14 protein-coding genes are annotated in these 15,222 nt (G+C 70.3%); 7 read left to right on the top strand and 7 right to left on the bottom strand.

The annotated features are described in order from the left end of the window. Positions 1-169: 169 nt before the first annotated feature. Positions 170-1,672, bottom strand: a complete 1,503-nt coding sequence (guaB, locus tag ACK4HH_RS11205) for an IMP dehydrogenase (RefSeq protein WP_409651812.1) — start codon at positions 1,670-1,672, stop codon at positions 170-172. A gap of 331 nt (positions 1,673-2,003) precedes the next feature. Here guaB and ACK4HH_RS11200 point away from each other — a divergent pair, with 331 nt between their 5' ends. The 4 genes from ACK4HH_RS11200 to ACK4HH_RS11185 are packed head-to-tail and all read left to right on the top strand — an operon-like array spanning position 2,004 to position 5,920. Continuing rightward, a complete protein-coding gene (locus tag ACK4HH_RS11200; protein ID WP_409651809.1) occupies positions 2,004-3,269 on the top strand; it encodes a branched-chain amino acid ABC transporter permease in 1,266 nt (421 codons plus the stop codon). Positions 3,270-3,281: 12 nt separating this feature from the next. Continuing rightward, positions 3,282-4,262, top strand: coding sequence for a branched-chain amino acid ABC transporter permease (locus ACK4HH_RS11195; protein ID WP_409651864.1), 981 nt, complete (start codon positions 3,282-3,284; stop codon positions 4,260-4,262). Further along, entirely contained in the window at positions 4,252-5,181 is a 930-nt protein-coding gene (locus tag ACK4HH_RS11190) for an ABC transporter ATP-binding protein (RefSeq protein ID WP_409651806.1), read from the top strand. The genes ACK4HH_RS11195 and ACK4HH_RS11190 overlap by 11 nt, the downstream gene beginning before the upstream one ends. Next, positions 5,153-5,920, top strand: coding sequence for an ABC transporter ATP-binding protein (locus ACK4HH_RS11185; RefSeq protein ID WP_409651804.1), 768 nt, complete (start codon positions 5,153-5,155; stop codon positions 5,918-5,920). The genes ACK4HH_RS11190 and ACK4HH_RS11185 overlap by 29 nt, the downstream gene beginning before the upstream one ends. Positions 5,921-6,155: 235 nt before the next feature. Here the strand turns inward: ACK4HH_RS11185 and ACK4HH_RS11180 are convergent, their stop codons facing one another. After that, positions 6,156-7,325, bottom strand: coding sequence for an ABC transporter substrate-binding protein (locus ACK4HH_RS11180; RefSeq protein ID WP_409651802.1), 1,170 nt, complete (start codon positions 7,323-7,325; stop codon positions 6,156-6,158). 282 nt (positions 7,326-7,607) lie between these two features. Further along, the gene (locus ACK4HH_RS11175; protein ID WP_409651800.1) at positions 7,608-8,867 is read right to left on the bottom strand and encodes an ABC transporter substrate-binding protein; all 1,260 of its coding nucleotides are present in this window, start codon (positions 8,865-8,867) and stop codon (positions 7,608-7,610) included. Positions 8,868-8,933: 66 nt separating this feature from the next. Here ACK4HH_RS11175 and ACK4HH_RS11170 point away from each other — a divergent pair, with 66 nt between their 5' ends. Next, positions 8,934-9,977, top strand: a complete 1,044-nt coding sequence (locus ACK4HH_RS11170; RefSeq protein ID WP_409651798.1) for a phosphotransferase — start codon at positions 8,934-8,936, stop codon at positions 9,975-9,977. After that, positions 9,974-11,296: an aspartate aminotransferase family protein gene (locus tag ACK4HH_RS11165; protein ID WP_409651795.1), complete on the top strand. Its 1,323-nt coding sequence runs from the start codon at positions 9,974-9,976 to the stop codon at positions 11,294-11,296. Before ACK4HH_RS11170 ends, ACK4HH_RS11165 begins: the two co-directional genes overlap by 4 nt. Before the next feature lie 6 nt (positions 11,297-11,302). Here the strand turns inward: ACK4HH_RS11165 and rarD are convergent, their stop codons facing one another. Both rarD and groES read right to left on the bottom strand, forming a co-directional pair. Then, on the bottom strand, positions 11,303-12,247 hold the full coding sequence (rarD, locus tag ACK4HH_RS11160) for an EamA family transporter RarD (RefSeq protein WP_409651793.1): 945 nt from the start codon (positions 12,245-12,247) through the stop codon (positions 11,303-11,305). Positions 12,248-12,354: 107 nt separating this feature from the next. After that, the gene (gene groES, locus ACK4HH_RS11155) at positions 12,355-12,651 is read right to left on the bottom strand and encodes a co-chaperone GroES (protein ID WP_153982817.1); all 297 of its coding nucleotides are present in this window, start codon (positions 12,649-12,651) and stop codon (positions 12,355-12,357) included. Between the two features lie 143 nt (positions 12,652-12,794). Here groES and ACK4HH_RS11150 point away from each other — a divergent pair, with 143 nt between their 5' ends. Next, positions 12,795-13,976 carry a THUMP-like domain-containing protein gene (locus ACK4HH_RS11150; RefSeq protein WP_409651790.1) on the top strand — a complete coding sequence of 394 codons (1,182 nt, stop codon included), beginning with the start codon at positions 12,795-12,797 and terminating at the stop codon, positions 13,974-13,976. A 64-nt stretch (positions 13,977-14,040) separates the two neighbouring features. Here the strand turns inward: ACK4HH_RS11150 and ACK4HH_RS11145 are convergent, their stop codons facing one another. Together ACK4HH_RS11145 and ACK4HH_RS11140 are read right to left on the bottom strand one after the other, a co-directional pair. Continuing rightward, on the bottom strand, positions 14,041-14,775 hold the full coding sequence (locus ACK4HH_RS11145) for a DUF4190 domain-containing protein (RefSeq protein ID WP_409651788.1): 735 nt from the start codon (positions 14,773-14,775) through the stop codon (positions 14,041-14,043). Positions 14,776-14,822: 47 nt separating this feature from the next. After that, entirely contained in the window at positions 14,823-15,062 is a 240-nt protein-coding gene (locus ACK4HH_RS11140) for a DUF4190 domain-containing protein (RefSeq protein WP_409651785.1), read from the bottom strand. Between the last annotated feature and the right edge of the window lie 160 nt (positions 15,063-15,222).

Raw genomic sequence — 15,222 nt, 5'->3', positions numbered from 1 at the left:
TCGTCGGCGCGCCACGCCTGCGAGGTCAGAAGATGCACGGCGCCCGCCGGTGAGGGTTTCCTGAGGGAGGGGTGCCCACACCTCGCACTCGTGCCGACACCTCGCACGTTTCCGAGCGTGCGAGGTGTCGTGAACCCTGAGAGGCGACGGGGATGCGGGGGGCGCGCGGCTAGCGGCGGTAGTTCGGCGCCTCGACGACCATCTGGATGTCGTGCGGGTGCGACTCTTTGAGCCCCGCGGCGGTGATGCGCACGAACTTGCCGCGCTGCTTGAGCTCGGGGATCGTGCGGGCTCCGGTGTAGAACATCGACTGCCGGAGGCCGCCGAGCAGCTGGTAGACGACCGAGCCGACGGGGCCGCGGTAGGGCACCTGGCCCTCGATGCCCTCGGCGATGAGCTGCTCGTCGCTCGGCACGTCGGCCTGAAAGTAGCGGTCGCGCGAGTACGAGGTCTTCGTGCCGCGGGTCTGCAGCGCCCCGAGCGAGCCCATGCCGCGGTACGACTTGAACTGCTTGCCGTTCACGAAGATGAGGTCGCCGGGGCTCTCGTCGGTGCCCGCGAGCAGCGAGCCCAGCATGACCGTGTCGGCGCCCGCGACGAGCGCCTTGGCGATGTCGCCCGAGTACTGCAGGCCGCCATCGGCGATGACCGGGATGCCCGCCTCGCGTGCGGCGAGCGAGGCCTCGTAGACGGCCGTGACCTGGGGCACTCCCACGCCGGCGACGACGCGCGTCGTGCAGATCGAGCCGGGGCCCACGCCGACCTTCACGGCGTCGGCTCCCGCGTCGATGAGCGACTGGGCGCCCGTGCGGGTCGCGACGTTGCCGCCGATGACGTCGATGTGCGCGAAGGCCGGGTCGGCCTTGAGCCGCGCGATGATCTCGAGCACTCCCCGGGAGTCGCCGTTCGCGGTGTCGACGACGAGCACGTCGACCCCGGCGTCGCGCAGCTCGCTCGCGCGCTCCCAGGCGTCGCCGAAGAATCCGATGGCGGCGCCGACGCGCAGGCGGCCCTCGGCATCCTTCGTCGCGTTCGGGTACTGCTCGCTCTTGTCGAAGTCTTTGACGGTGATGAGGCCGCTCAACCGCCCGACCTCGTCGACGAGGGGCAGTTTCTCGATCTTGTGCTGCGCGAAGAGGGCGAGCACGTCGTCTTGCGAGATGCCGACCGGTCCGGTGATGAGCGGGGCCGGGGTCATGACGTCGCGCACGAGCGTGGTCGCGGCCTCGAAGCGCGAGACGAAGCGCATGTCACGGTTGGTGATGATGCCGACGAGCCGACCGTCGCCCTCGACCACGGGCAGGCCGGAGACGCGGAACTGGCCGCACAGGGCATCCACCTCGGCCACCGTCGCATCGGGGGTCGTCGTGACGGGGTTGGTGATCATGCCCGACTCGGAGCGCTTGACCTTGTCGACCTGCTGGGCCTGGTCGGCGATCGAGAGGTTGCGATGCATGATGCCCATGCCGCCCTGGCGCGCCATCGCGATGGCCATGCGGGCCTCGGTGACCGTGTCCATGGCGGCCGAGAGCAGGGGCGCGTAGACCGAGATGCGGCGCGTGAGCCGTGAGGTGGTGTCGGCCTCGCTGGGGATGACGTCGGTGTGCGCGGGCAGCAGCATGACGTCGTCGTAGGTGAGTCCGATGAATCCGAACGGATCGGGCTGGTCCATTGTTCCCCTTGGCTGTGCGGTTCTGTCGGCACCGGGATGCCGTGTGATCGCTCCCATGCATGCACGCGATGCGAGCCGGGATGCCGCGCTGAATTCCGGTGTCTCATCTTAAGCCGGTTAGGTCGAAACCTATTCCGTCGCAATAATGGCTGAGCAGATCGGTCGCGGCCCGAAACACCTCGGCAACAATCGATCCGTATCGTCACCGTCGACGAACAGGGCCTGCTGGCCCGCGAGATGCACCCGTCTCGACCCGAAACGACCTGGAGGTTTCGTGGCACACGCTGCTAGCAGACCACTCCCCCGACGTACGCCCCGGCGCCTCGCCGCCGTGCTCCTCGCGGGGATCGTCGCTGCGCTCACCCTGTCGGTCGCCGCCCCGGCGTCTGCCGACGAGGTCGGCCTCGACGAGTACGACTTCAAGATCAGCGGGCTCGTCGAGCTGGCCGACGAGCCGCTCGCCGACGTGCTGCTCGTCGTCGAGGGCGGCGGATTCCGCGTCGAGGTCGAGAGCGGTGACGACGGCCGCTGGGCCGTCGGCGTTCCGGAGAAGGGCGAGTTCACCGTCACCCTCGACGAGAACACGCTGCCCGAGGGCATCGCCGTCATCGACCCCGAGCTCGAGCAGCCGAACGTGCGCACCATCACGGTCGGGCAGTCGGGCAGCGCGGTCGCCAACTTCTTCATCGGCCAGGGCGAGCGCAACACCGTGAGCCTCTTCGACCAGGTGATCGAGCGCATCTTCAACGGCCTCAACTTCGGGCTGCTGCTGGCGCTCGCCGCGATCGGCCTCTCGCTCGTGTTCGGCACGACGGGCCTCAGCAACTTCGCGCACGCCGAACTCATCACCTTCGGCGGCCTCATGACGCTGCTCTTCGGCGTCGTGCTCGGCATGCCGATCTGGCTCGCCATCCCCATCGCGCTGGTGCTGAGCGCCGGGCTCGGCTACGTGAACGATGCGGCGCTCTGGAAGCCGCTCCGCCGCAAGGGCGTCGGGCTCATCCCGATGATGATCGTCTCGATCGGCCTCTCGCTCGCGGTGCGGTACATCTTCCAGCTCTTCGTCGGCGGCGACACGCAGCAGCTGCCCGGCGCGACCGACACGACGCTCTCGATCGGCGCCTTCGGCCTCTCGTGGACGGACGTCGCGAGCATGGCGGTGAGCGTCATCGTGCTGCTGGGCGTCGCCTACTTCTTGCTGCGCACGCGCATCGGCAAGGCGACCCGCGCGGTCAGCGACAACCCCGCGCTCGCGGCCGCGAGCGGCATCGACGTCGACCGCGTGATCCGCATCGTCTGGGTCATGGCGGGCGGCCTGGCCGGTCTCTCGGGCATCCTCTGGGCCTACTTCCGCCCGGGCGTGAGCTGGGACATGGGCTTCCAGATCCTGCTGCTGACCTTCGCCGCGGTGACCCTGGGCGGCCTCGGCACCGCGTTCGGCGCGCTCGTCGGCGCGCTCATCGTGGGGCTCTTCGTCGAGCTCTCGACCCTCATCATCCCCTCCGACATGAAGTACGTCGGAGCCCTGGTGATCCTCATCCTGGTGCTGCTCGTGCGGCCCCAGGGCATCCTCGGACGCAAAGAACGAATCGGCTAGGGGCTGACCATGATCGACTGGCTTCAAATCATCTCGAACGCCGCGCAAGAGATCATCTCTCCGACCACGGCGGCGTACGCGCTCGCGGCGCTCGGCCTCGCGATCCACTTCGGCTTCACCGGTCTGCTGAACTTCGGCCAGGCGGGCTTCATGATGCTCGGCGCCTACGGCTACGCCATCGCGACGCTCACCTTCGGCTGGCCGGTCTGGGCCGCGATCCTCACGGGTGTGGTGGCGTCGATCGTCTTCGCGCTCATCCTCGGTATTCCGACCCTGCGATTGCGCGCCGACTACCTGGCGATCGTGACGATCGCCGCGGCTGAGATCGTGCGACTGCTGTTCACGACCAACACCTTCGAGCCCGTCACGGGCTCGGCGAACGGCCTGCAGGGCTACAAAGACGGCTTCGAGGCGCTCAACCCGATTCCGCCGGGAACCTACGGCTTCGGCCCGTGGGTCTACAACGAGTACGACTGGTGGGTGCGCATCTTCGGCTGGAGCCTCGTCGCGCTCGCCGCTTTCATCACGTGGCGCCTCTTCAAGAGCCCCTGGGGCCGGGTGATCAAGGGCATCCGCGAAGACGAGGATGCGGTGCGCGCGCTCGGCAAGAACGTGTACTTCTACAAGATGCAGTCGCTCGTCATCGGCGGCGTGTTCGGCGCCCTCGCTGGCATGATCTTCATCCTGCCGCGAGCCGTGGTGCCCTCGAACTACCAGACCTCGCTGACGTTCTTCATCTACGCGATCCTGCTGCTCGGCGGTGCGGCGACGGTGTTCGGGCCGATCATCGGCTCGGTCATCTTCTGGGTGCTGCTCTCGTTCTTCTCGGGCTTCATCGCCCGCGCGGTCGAGGTGGGCTGGCTGCCGTTCCTGTCGAACGTCCAGGCTGGTCAGCTTCGCTTCATCCTGGTGGGGGTCGCGATCATGCTGATCGTCATCTATCGACCACAAGGAATCTTCGGCAACAAGAAGGAGCTGGCCTTTGTCAAGTAGCGCCGGCGCCCAGGGCGCCCCCATCAAGTCGACGGGCCTGCACATCGGCGAGCCCGCCCCCGGCGTGAAGAAGGTCGACCCGATCATCGTGGCCGACAACATCACGCGCACCTTCGGCGGCCTCACGGCCGTGCAGGTCGAGCACCTCGAGATTCCCCGCGGCGCGATCACGGCCCTCATCGGTCCGAACGGCGCCGGCAAGACGACGCTCTTCAACCTGTTGACGGGCTTCGACAAGCCCGACACGGGCGAGTGGACGTTCGACGGCCAGGGCATCTCGGGCATCCCGGCCTTCAAGGTCGCCCGCCGTGGCCAGGTGCGCACCTTCCAGCTCACCAAGGCCCTCAGCCTGCTCACCGTGCTCGACAACATGAAGCTCGGGGCCAAAGACCAGAGCGGCGAGAGCCTGGCGCGCGCGCTGTTCCCGTGGTTCTGGCGCAAGCAAGAGGCCGAGATCGAGGCGCGGGCGATCGACCTGCTCACGCGCTTCAAGCTCGACGCGAAGAAAGACGACTACGCGGCGAGCCTCTCGGGCGGGCAGCGCAAGCTACTCGAGATGGCGCGAGCGCTCATGAGCCAGCCGAGCCTGGTCATGCTCGACGAGCCGATGGCCGGCGTCAACCCGGCTCTCACGCAGTCGCTGCTCGACCACATCCTCAACCTCAAGACCGAGGGCATGACGGTGCTCTTCGTCGAGCACGACATGCACATGGTGCGGCACATCGCCGACTGGGTCGTGGTCATGGCGGAGGGCCGTGTCGTCGCCGAGGGCGACCCGCACGAGGTCATGGCGAACCCCGCGGTGATCGACGCCTACCTCGGCTCGCACCACGATGAAGACCTGGGCGACCTCGACACCGGGGTCATGACCGCGATCAAGGAGCTGGCCGATGACGACGCCGACGACGACAAGCGCTGACGCCGTGACCGAGACCCGCAAGGTCGTCGTGCACGTCGACACCGTCACGGCGGGCTACCTGCCCGGCATCAACATCCTCAACGAGTGCTCGCTCACCGCCTACGACGGCGAGCTGATCGGCATCATCGGCCCCAACGGCGCCGGCAAGTCGACGCTGCTCAAGGCCATCTTCGGCCTCGTGAAGGTGCGCGAGGGCACGATCTCGCTCTACGGCGACGACATCACCAACCTCAAGGCCAACAAGCTCGTGGCCAAGGGCGTCGGTTTCGTGCCGCAGACGAACAACGTCTTCCCGACGCTCACCATTCAAGAGAACCTCGAGATGGGGCTCTTCCAGAAGCCGAAAGAGCTCGACCACCGGCTCGAGTTCGTCGTGAGCATCTTTCCCGAGCTCGGAAAGCGCCTCAGCCAGCGGGCGGGCTCGCTCTCGGGCGGCGAACGCCAGATGGTGGCGATGAGCCGCGCGCTCATGATGAGCCCCGAGGTGATCCTGCTCGACGAGCCCAGTGCGGGCCTCTCGCCCGTGCGGCAGGACGAGGCCTTCTTGCGCGTGAAAGAGATCAACAAGGCGGGCGTCACGACCATCATGGTCGAGCAGAACGCCCGCCGCTGCCTGCAGATCTGCGACCGCGGCTACGTGCTCGACCAGGGCACCGACGCCTACACGGGCACGGGGCGCGAGCTGCTGAACGACCCCAAGGTCATCGGGCTCTACCTGGGCACCCTCGGGCAGGACTGAGCCCGCAACGCCCGGCAGAGCGCCGCACAGGGCCCCGCAGAGCATGTCGCTCGGCGGGGCCCTCTGCATGCGCTGGCTGCGACGCCCGTTGAGGCGCCTGCGGGCGAGGTGGCTGCACGCGGTGCGGCCCCCCGCGGCTCTGCGGGCGCGAGCCGTGGATGCTCACCGCGCGGCACCGCGCACGAAGAAGGGCCCCGACCGAAGTCGGGGCCCTTCCCAGTCGCGCTAGTCGGAACTAGTTGATGCGGCTGAAGGTGTTGTCGGCACCGTACTGGTACACGCCGATGGTCGCCTCGGTCGGGTCGCCGTTCTCATCGAACGTGACCGGGCCGCTGACGCCGTCGTAGTCGACGACTCCACCGTCGAGGATGATGGCCGCGGCCGACGCGAAGTCGGTCGCCTTCTCGCCATCGCCCGAACCACCGGAGACCTCCTGCAGCTTGGCCGCGATGTCGGCACCCTCGGTCGAGCCGGCCGCGAGAGCGGCGAGCGCGAGCAGGATGACGGCGTCGTACGACTCGGCCGCGTAGCTGAACTCGGTCAGGTCGGGGTCGACCTCGAGCAGGCGCTCCTGGAAGTTACCCAGGGTCGCGATGTCGAGACCCGGGAGGGTGCCCTTGGCGCCTTCGACGAGGCCCGGCTCGAAGTCAGCGCTGTAGTCGGCGAGGTTGCCATCGACGAAGTACAGCTGGCTGCCGGGGTAGCCCGCGCCCACGAGGGCGGGGACGACGACCTTGGCCTGGTCGAAGGTGATGACGGCGATCGCGTCGGGAGCGGCTGCGGTCAGCGCGGAGACCTGAGCGTCGAAGCTCGTGTCGCCCTCGTTGAACAGCTCCTCGGCGACGACCTCGCCACCCGCGGCCTCGAACGTCGCCGCGAGCGCGCCGGCGAGGCCGGTGCCGTAGGCGTCGTTGAGAACGAGCAGACCGAGGGTGGCAGCGCCATCCTCAGCGATCAGGTTGCCGAGCACCTCGCCCTGCAGCAGGTCGCTGGGGGCGGTGCGCCAGTAGAGGTTGTCGTCGTCGTACGTCGTGAAGTCGGGCGACGTGTTCGCGGGCGAGAACTGCACGACGCCGGCGGCCACGATCTGGTCGATCACGGTGAACGAGACGCCCGACGAGGCGGCGCCGACGATGGCCGAGACATCCTGCGAGAGCAGGTCGGTCACCGAGACGGTGGCGGTGTCGGTCGTGGTGTCACCCGAGTCGCGGTAGACGGCCTCGACGGTGATGCCGAGGTCGGCCTCGTTGATCTCCTGCACAGCGAGAGCAACACCCGCCTCCTCGGGCGGGCCGAGGAACGCCAGCGCACCACTCTGGGGCAGGATGGTGCCGATCTTGAGGGTGAGGTCTTCTGCAGGACCGCTCGGCTCGCCGCTCTCGGTCGGTGCGCAAGCGCTCAGCACGAGTGCGCTGGCGCCCAGAACGGCAATGCCGCTCAGGACCGACGTGAGAGAACGCGAGCGACGGCTCGAAGCCGTGGTGAAAACGCCCATGTTGCTCCTTGGGTTTCGAATGTGTTCAGGATGCGGAACCACAAAGGTGGCCGCTTAGTCACCGTACGGTGCTCAGACTTCATTCACAACACATTCGGGTTACATCCCTGTAACACCGCGAAATGCATGCAGCGCGGGGCGTTGCCGACGAATTCTTTCGTTGTGCTCGGGTACGGGCGACGGAATCCGTCGTCAGCGCGGAGCGATCTCTAGCACCCCGACGCGCTCGGCGATGTTCTCGGCGGTGTAGCGGTAGAGCCCGAACTCGCCCTCGACGACATCGCCCGCCTCGTCGAGGGTGAGCGGCCCCGACAGGCCCTCGTAGTCGATGGCCGGCTCGGTCGAGAGCACGTCGATGCACTCCCCGAAGCTCGTGCACGGCACGCCGTCGCCGGTCGCGATCGTCAGGGTGCGCGCGATCGAGCGGCCGCCGTCGTCGCTGGCCAGCACGGCGGCGAGGGCGGCGAGCACGACGGCGTCGTAGGTCTCGGGCGCGTAGCGGTAGGTACGCAGGAAGGGGTCGGATTGCCGCAGGCGGGTGATGAACTGCTCGTCGGCCTCGGCGCCCTCGAGCACGCCCGAGACGCCCTCGAGCAGCCCCGCATCGACGGTCTCAGAGTAGTTCGCCAGGTTCTGCGCGGTGAGCCACAGCTGATCGGCGCGCACCCCTCGCTCGATGAGGGTTGCGAGGGCAGCCTGGTTCTGCTCGGCGAGGGGCGTGCCGGTGGCCAGGATGATCGCATCGGGCTCGCTGCCCGCGATGCTGAACGCCAGCCGGTCGATATTGGTGGCGGCATCGAGCTGCTCGATGGCGGCCAGCCGCATGCCCTCGCGCTCGAGCGCCGCCCGCACGGCGAGCTCGAACGAGAAGCCGAGCGCATCCCCCGTCGTGATGAGGGCAACCGACTGCTCGCCCTCGTCGGCGAGCGCGCCCACGATCGCGGCGGCCTGCTCGTCGTACGCGGGGATGGTGCGGAAGAACAGGCCCTGCGGTGCCGCCGTGCGCACGGTCGGGTAGGTCGCGGCGGGCGAGATCACGGTGACACCCGCTTCGGCGGCGAGGGGCAGCAGCCGCTCGGCGAGCGCCGAGCTGGCGGGGCCGATGACGACATCCACATCGCGCTCGACGAGCTCGGCGAAGGCCGTCTCGAGCCGGTCGTCAGAGGCTGCGCCCGAGTTGCGGTAGAACACCTCGACGGGCTGCCCCAGCACGCCGCCCGCCACGTTGATGTCGCGTACGGCCACCTCGACCGCGGCGACCATGGCGGGGCCGATGAACGACACGTCGCCCGACATGGGGAACAGCGTGCCGATGCGCAGCACGCCGTCGCCGGTCGGACCGAGGGTCTCGGTCGGCGTCGGGGTCGGCGTGGGCAGGGGGCGCGGCGCGGCGCATCCCGCGAGCACGACTGCGGCGGCGAGGCCCACGGCGACGACGGCGAGTCGGGACATGGTGGCGCTCCTTCTCGAGACCAGGGGATAACGGGCACCCTACTCCGCCCGCCATAGGCTGGAGGCGTGCCCGCGCCGTCGCCCCTGCAACTGACCGCGGCCTTCACCCCGATCGACGAGCACCTCGCCGCCACCCTGCTCGAGCAAACGCACGGGGTGGCGGTGAGCTCGATCGCACGACTCGCGACCGAGCGCGACGACACCTTCCGCGTCGGCACCGATCGCGGCACCGTCGTGGCGAAGTTCGCGCACCCCCTCGACCCGGCCGACACGATCGACGAGCAGCTGCGGGTGATGGTTGCGCTCGGGCGCGACCACCCGACGCTGCCGGTTGCGCGCGTCGTTCCGACCCGCGACGGCCTCCGGTCGACGATCACCGCCGACGCATCGGGCTCGGCCCGCGTGTTGCGCGTGATGACGCACCTCGAGGGCGAGGCCCTCGGTGCGGCGCCCCGCACACTCGACGCGCTGCGCGCGCTCGGGGCGCTGCACGCCCGCCTCGCCGCGGCGATCGCCGCGATCGGCGAGGCGAGCGACCCCAGCATCCGCGGCGCCGCGACCCCGTGGAACCTGCTCGCCGTCGAGCAGTACGGCGCGCTCGCGGCGGGCATCGCCGATGCCGGGCTGCGGCGCGACGCCGAGCGCATCGTCGACCGGGCGCACGACGCCGTGCTGCCCCGAGCGGCCGCCCTGCCCGCGGTGCTCGCCCATAACGACCTGCACGGCGACAACGTGCTCGTGCGCGCCGAGCCCTTCGCGGTGACGGGCGTGCTCGACTTCGGCGACATGACCCGCACCCCGCGCGTGGCCGATCTCGCGGTCGCTGCCTCGTACGCGCGCGGTCGGGTCGGCGAGCCGGGCGAGCCCTGGGCAGCCGCGCGCGCCTATGTCTCGGGCTTCGAGGCCGAGCAGCCCCTCAGCGAGGTCGAGCACGCGCTGCTGCCCGAGCTCGTGCTGCTGCGGTTGGCCCAGCGGGGAATCCTGAACTCGAGCCTGGCCGCCGCGAACCCGCGCGCTGCGCCGTACGCGAGCCGCAACCTGAGCGCCATCGGCCGCGATCTGCGCGAGCTCGGCGCGAGCATCCCGCACACGATCGGAGCACGCGCATGATCGGACCAGCCACGTACTTCACCCCCGAGCACCGAGCCAACCTCGATGACCGCACGCGCACGCTCATCGACCGGCGCGAGGCGGTGCTCTCGCCCGGCTACCGCCTGTTCTACGCGCACCCGGTCGAGTTCGTGCGCGGCAGCGGCACCAAGCTCTACACGCGCGACGGCGAGGAGTTTCTCGACGTCTACAACAACGTTCCCTCGGTGGGTCACGCGCACCCCCGCGTGACGGCGGCGATCGCCGAGCAGTCGTCCCAGCTCAACACCCACACGCGCTACCTGCACGAGGGCCTCGTCGACTACGCCGAGCTGCTGCTCGGCTCGTTCCCGAGCGCGCTCGCCACCCTGACCCTCGTGTGCACGGGCTCTGAGGCCAACGACCTCGCGCTGCGCGTCGCGAAGGGGGCGACGGGCAACCGCGGCGTCATCGTCACCGAGAACGCCTACCACGGGGTGACGACCGAGATCGCGGCGATCTCGCCCTCGCTCGGCGGCCACGATTCGCTCGCCGACTGGGTGCGCACCGTGCGGCCCCCGGTCGGCGACGGCGCGGCGATGCTGCAGGATGCCCGCGCCGCGATCGCCGAGCTGCAGGCCGCGGGGCACGGTGTCGCGGCGCTCATCGTCGACACGGCGTTCGCGAGCGACGGCTTCATCGCCCCCTCGCCCGCCACGCGCGCGGCCCTCGCCGCGGTGCAGCAGCTCGTGCACGACGCCGGCGGACTCGTGATCGCCGATGAGGTGCAGCCGGGCTTCGGGCGGCTCGGCACGACCGCGAGCGCCCCCGGCCTCTGGGGCTTCGCCCGCCACGACCTCGACCCCGACCTCGTGACGATCGGCAAGCCCATGGCCAACGGTCTGCCCGTCGCCGGGCTCGTGGCACGTCGCGATCTCATGCGCGCCTTCGGTGAGCGGGTGCGGTACTTCAATACCTTTGCAGGCACCCCCGTCTCGGTCGCCGCCGCACGCGCGACCTGGGATGTGCTGCACGACGAGCGCCTGCCCGAGCACGCGGCCGTCGTCGGCGCCGAGCTGCGCGGCATGCTCGACGAGCTCGCCACGCGCCACGACCGGTTGCGCGACGTGCGCGGCAGCGGGCTCTACCTCGGGGTCGACATTGTCGATCGCACCGCGGGCGAACCCGATTCGCCGACCGCCGTCAGGCTCGTGAGCGCACTGCGCGAGCGACGCATCCTGATCAGCGCTTCGGGGCGCGACAATGCCTCTCTCAAGCTGCGGCCGCCGCTGCCCTTCTCGAGCGCCGACGCCGAGCGGTTCATCACCGAGCTCGACGCAGCCCTGCACGACCTCGGCTGACGAGTCTCAGACGGTCTGCACAGGACCGGTCTCGGGCGGCAGCGCCCGGCGCTCGCGAGCCGCACGGCGGCGGTGCACGACGGCCTCGACCGAGAGCACCACGAGGGCGAGCCAGACGAGCGCGAAGCCGATCCAGCGCTCGAGCGGCATGGGCTCGAGCAGCACCGCGACGCCGAAGACGAACTGCAGCAGGGGTGCGAAGTACTGGATGAAGCCCATGACGCTGAGCGGCAGCCGGCGCGTGGCGGCCGCGAACAGCAGCAGGGGAACGGCCGTGACGATGCCGGCAAGAGAGAGCAGCACGGCGTGCCCGGGCCCCGCCGCCCCGAGGGTGATGCCGCTCGTCAGCTGCACGGCGACGAGCGCGACGACGGCGACCGGCACGAGCCAGGCGGTCTCGAGAGTGAGTCCTGCCACGGCCGAGACCTGCCCGCCCATGCGGTTCTTGATGAAGCCGTAGAAGCCGAACGAGAAGGCCAGCACGAGCGAGATCCAGGGCGGCTGCCCATAGCCGATCGCGAGCACGAGAACCGCGATGACGCTGATCGCCACGGCCACCCACTGCCCGACCCGCAACCGCTCGCGCAGGAACACGACGCCGAGCGCGATCGAGACGATCGGGTTGATGAAGTAGCCGAGTGCGGCCTCGACGACGAAGCCGTTGGTCGAGCCGTAGACGTAGACGATCCAGTTGATCGCGATGAGGATGCCGGCGAGCAGGCTGAGGCCCATGATGCGCCGGTCGCGCACGAGCGCCGCGAAGGGCGCGAACGCCCGCGTCAGCGCCAGCAGCAGCACGCAGAACACGAGCGAGAGCACGATGCGCCAGGCCACGATCTCGATGGGCGTGCTGGGGTCGAGCAGCAAGAAGTAGAGGGGCAAGAACCCCCACAGCCCGTAGGCGCCGATCGCGAGGGCGAGCCCGGAGGTCGAGAGGCGCGAGTCGGGCACGGTGTCACTGTATCCCGGGCTCGGGGCCCGGCCGTGCGGCCCCCGCACAGCACGAACCCCCGACCGCACGAGGCGGGTCGGGGGTTCGGATGCGGGTGAGGATGCGCCTAGCGCACGACCACCGCGAGCACGTCGCGAGCCGACAGCACGAGGAACTCCTCGCCGCCGTACTTGACCTCGGTGCCGCCGTACTTCGAGTACAGCACGCGGTCGCCGACGGCGACGTCGAGCGGAACACGGTTGCCGTTGTCGTCGATGCGGCCGGGGCCGACGGCGACGACTTCGCCCTCCTGGGGCTTCTCCTTGGCGGTGTCGGGGATGACGAGACCCGAGGCGGTGGTCTGCTCCGCCTCGACCTGCTTGATGACGATGCGATCCTCGAGCGGCTTGATGCTGACCGACACGGTTGACCTCTTCTTTCTTACGACGATGAGGGGGTTGGCACACTCGACGTGCGAGTGCCAGAGCAACTGTACCGAAGCCGTTAGCACTCACGCAATCCGAGTGCCAATCGCGCCGATCGTCGACGGAGTGGGAGGATCGGGGTATGGATGCCGCCGAGCTGCGCGAGCTGCTGACGCCCGAGGCGCTGCGCCTGCTGGATGAGCTCGAGCCGAGCTCGACCACGAGCGACGCCGTTGCGCTCGTATCGCGCCTGCGAAAGGCCGGGCACTCCCCCGGCCGCGTCGCGGCCGTGCTGACCCAGTACCGCCTTCGCCGCAAGGCGGTCGCCAAGTTCGGCCCCTTCGCGCAGCGCATGCTGTTCACGCCCGAGGGGCTCGAACAGGCGAGCCGCTTGCGCGTCGCGGCAGTGCACGCGGGCCGCTTCGCTGCGGCGGGCCTCTCGCGCGTGGCCGACCTCGGCTGCGGTATCGGCGGCGACGCCATGGCGATGGCCTCGCTCGACCTGCGCGTCACGGCCGTCGAGCGCGACGAGGCGACGGCCGCCATCGCCGCCTTCAATCTCGTGCCCTTCCCGACCGCGCAGGTCGTGCACGGCGACGCCCTCGAGCAGCCCCTCGACGCAGTCGACGCCGTCTGGCTCGACCCCGCGCGCCGCGCGGGTGTCTCGCGCCTGTCGTCGCCCGACGACTGGTCGCCGAGCCTCACGCAGGCCCTCGCGATCGCGCAGCAGCGCCCCGCGGGCATCAAGCTCGCGCCGGGCATGGACCGCGCGCTGCTGCCCAAGGGCCTCGAAGCGCAGTGGATCTCGGTCGACGGCGAGGTCGTCGAGCTCGTGCTCTGGAGCGGCGCCCTCGCCCGCAGCGGCGTGGGCCGGGCCGCTCTCGTGCTGCGGGGCGACGAGCCGCCGGCCGAGCTGCGCGCGGTCGACGACAGCGCCGATGTCGAGCCCGGGCCGCTCGGCGAGTACCTCTACGAGCCCGACGGCGCGGTGATCCGCGCGCGCCTCATCGGCGACCTCGCACGATCGATGGGGGCCAGGATGCTCGAACCTACGATCGCGTACCTCACGGCAGACCGGCCAACGTCGACCCCGTTCGCCCGCGGGTTCCGCGTGCTCGAGCGCCTGCCGCTCGACACCGCGCGCATCAAGCGCGCCCTCGCCGCGCGGCAGATCGGCGTGCTCGAGATCAAGAAGCGGGGCGTCGACATCGACCCTGCTGCGCTGCGCCCCACACTCGCACTGCGCGGCAGCGGATCGGCCGTGCTGCTGCTGACGCGGGCGGCGGGAGAGCGCATCGCGCTCATCGCCGAGCGCGCCGACTGAGCGCGCACCGAGGCCGCGCCGGCCGGCCGGCGACCGCCGAGGCCGCGCGGCCGCCCGTCGAGCGTCAGCCGCCGAAGCCCGCCGCGCCGACGCCCGCGACGGCGAACAGGAACAGGAACGCGGGAACGACGATCACGAGCACCCACAGCACCGAGATCGCGATGCCGACGTAGCCCGTGGCGAGACCGGCGACCGCCATGCCGCGTGCGTGGGGCTCGCGCTTGAGGGCCAGGTGCCCGAGGATCACGCCGGCAATGGCCGGCAGCAGCCCGAACAAGAAGAACGACAGCACGAGGCCCATGATGCCGAAGACGAGCGCGAGCACGCTCAGCGTCGACGAGGGCGATGCGGGCAGCGCCGTGTAGGGGGTCGCTGCGGCCGGCGCCGCGGGAGCAGGCGCCGCGGGAGCGGTCGGCGCGTAGGGGTTCGGGCGTGCCGCATCGGCGGACGCGGCGGGGGCGACAGGGGCGGGGGCAACAGGGGCGGGCGGTGTCGCGGGTGCGGGAGCCTTCGCAGCGGCGGGCGCCTTCGCGACGGCCGGTGCCGTGGCGGCAGCGGGAGCCTTCCCGGCAGTAGGCGCCTTCGCGACGGCAGGCGCCTTCGCGGCGGCAGGCGACTTTGCAGCAGCAGGCGCCTTCCCGGCAGCAGGGGCCTTCGCTGCAGCAGGCGCTTTCGCTGCCGGCGCCTTCGCGGCGGGGGCCTTGGCGGCAGGCGCCTTCTTCGCGGCGGCGATCGGGGCATCCCCCGCGCTCTGACCCGGCGCGGGCGGAGGGGGCGGAGGAACGGTCGAGTCGGCCACGGGGGTCTCCTTCAGCGGTGGGTCGAGCGGGTGCGCCGGAGCGGGCGCTAGAACGCCATGGCTCCGAGCATGGTGAGGAACATGCCCCAGAACGCGAACCAGGCGACCGTGCCGACCCATCCGATGATGGTGGCGGCGAGGGCGAGGCCGCGGCCCGCCTCGCCGGTCTGGGCGATCTGGCGCAGGGTGATGTGGCCGAGCACGGCGCCGGCGATCGGAACGAGGATCGCGAGGATGAGGGCGACGGGGGCCAGGCGGTTGGTGGTGCGGGTGAGAGGTGCGGTCATGGGTATCGTGCCGATCGGCTCGGGGTTCGGGCGTGCTCCGCACATGATAGAGGCTCGCACCGAGGGTTCACCTCCGTGGGCGGCGCGCAACCCCCCAGGGGATTAGTTCGCGGCGCCGCCGCGCGCGCCGACCGGGAGGCACGGGGCCCCCCCCGCGACG

The sequence above is a fragment of the Microcella sp. genome, from assembly GCF_046296455.1.
Classification (GTDB): domain Bacteria; phylum Actinomycetota; class Actinomycetes; order Actinomycetales; family Microbacteriaceae; genus Microcella.
This window is presented reverse-complemented; position numbering and strand designations above follow the sequence as displayed.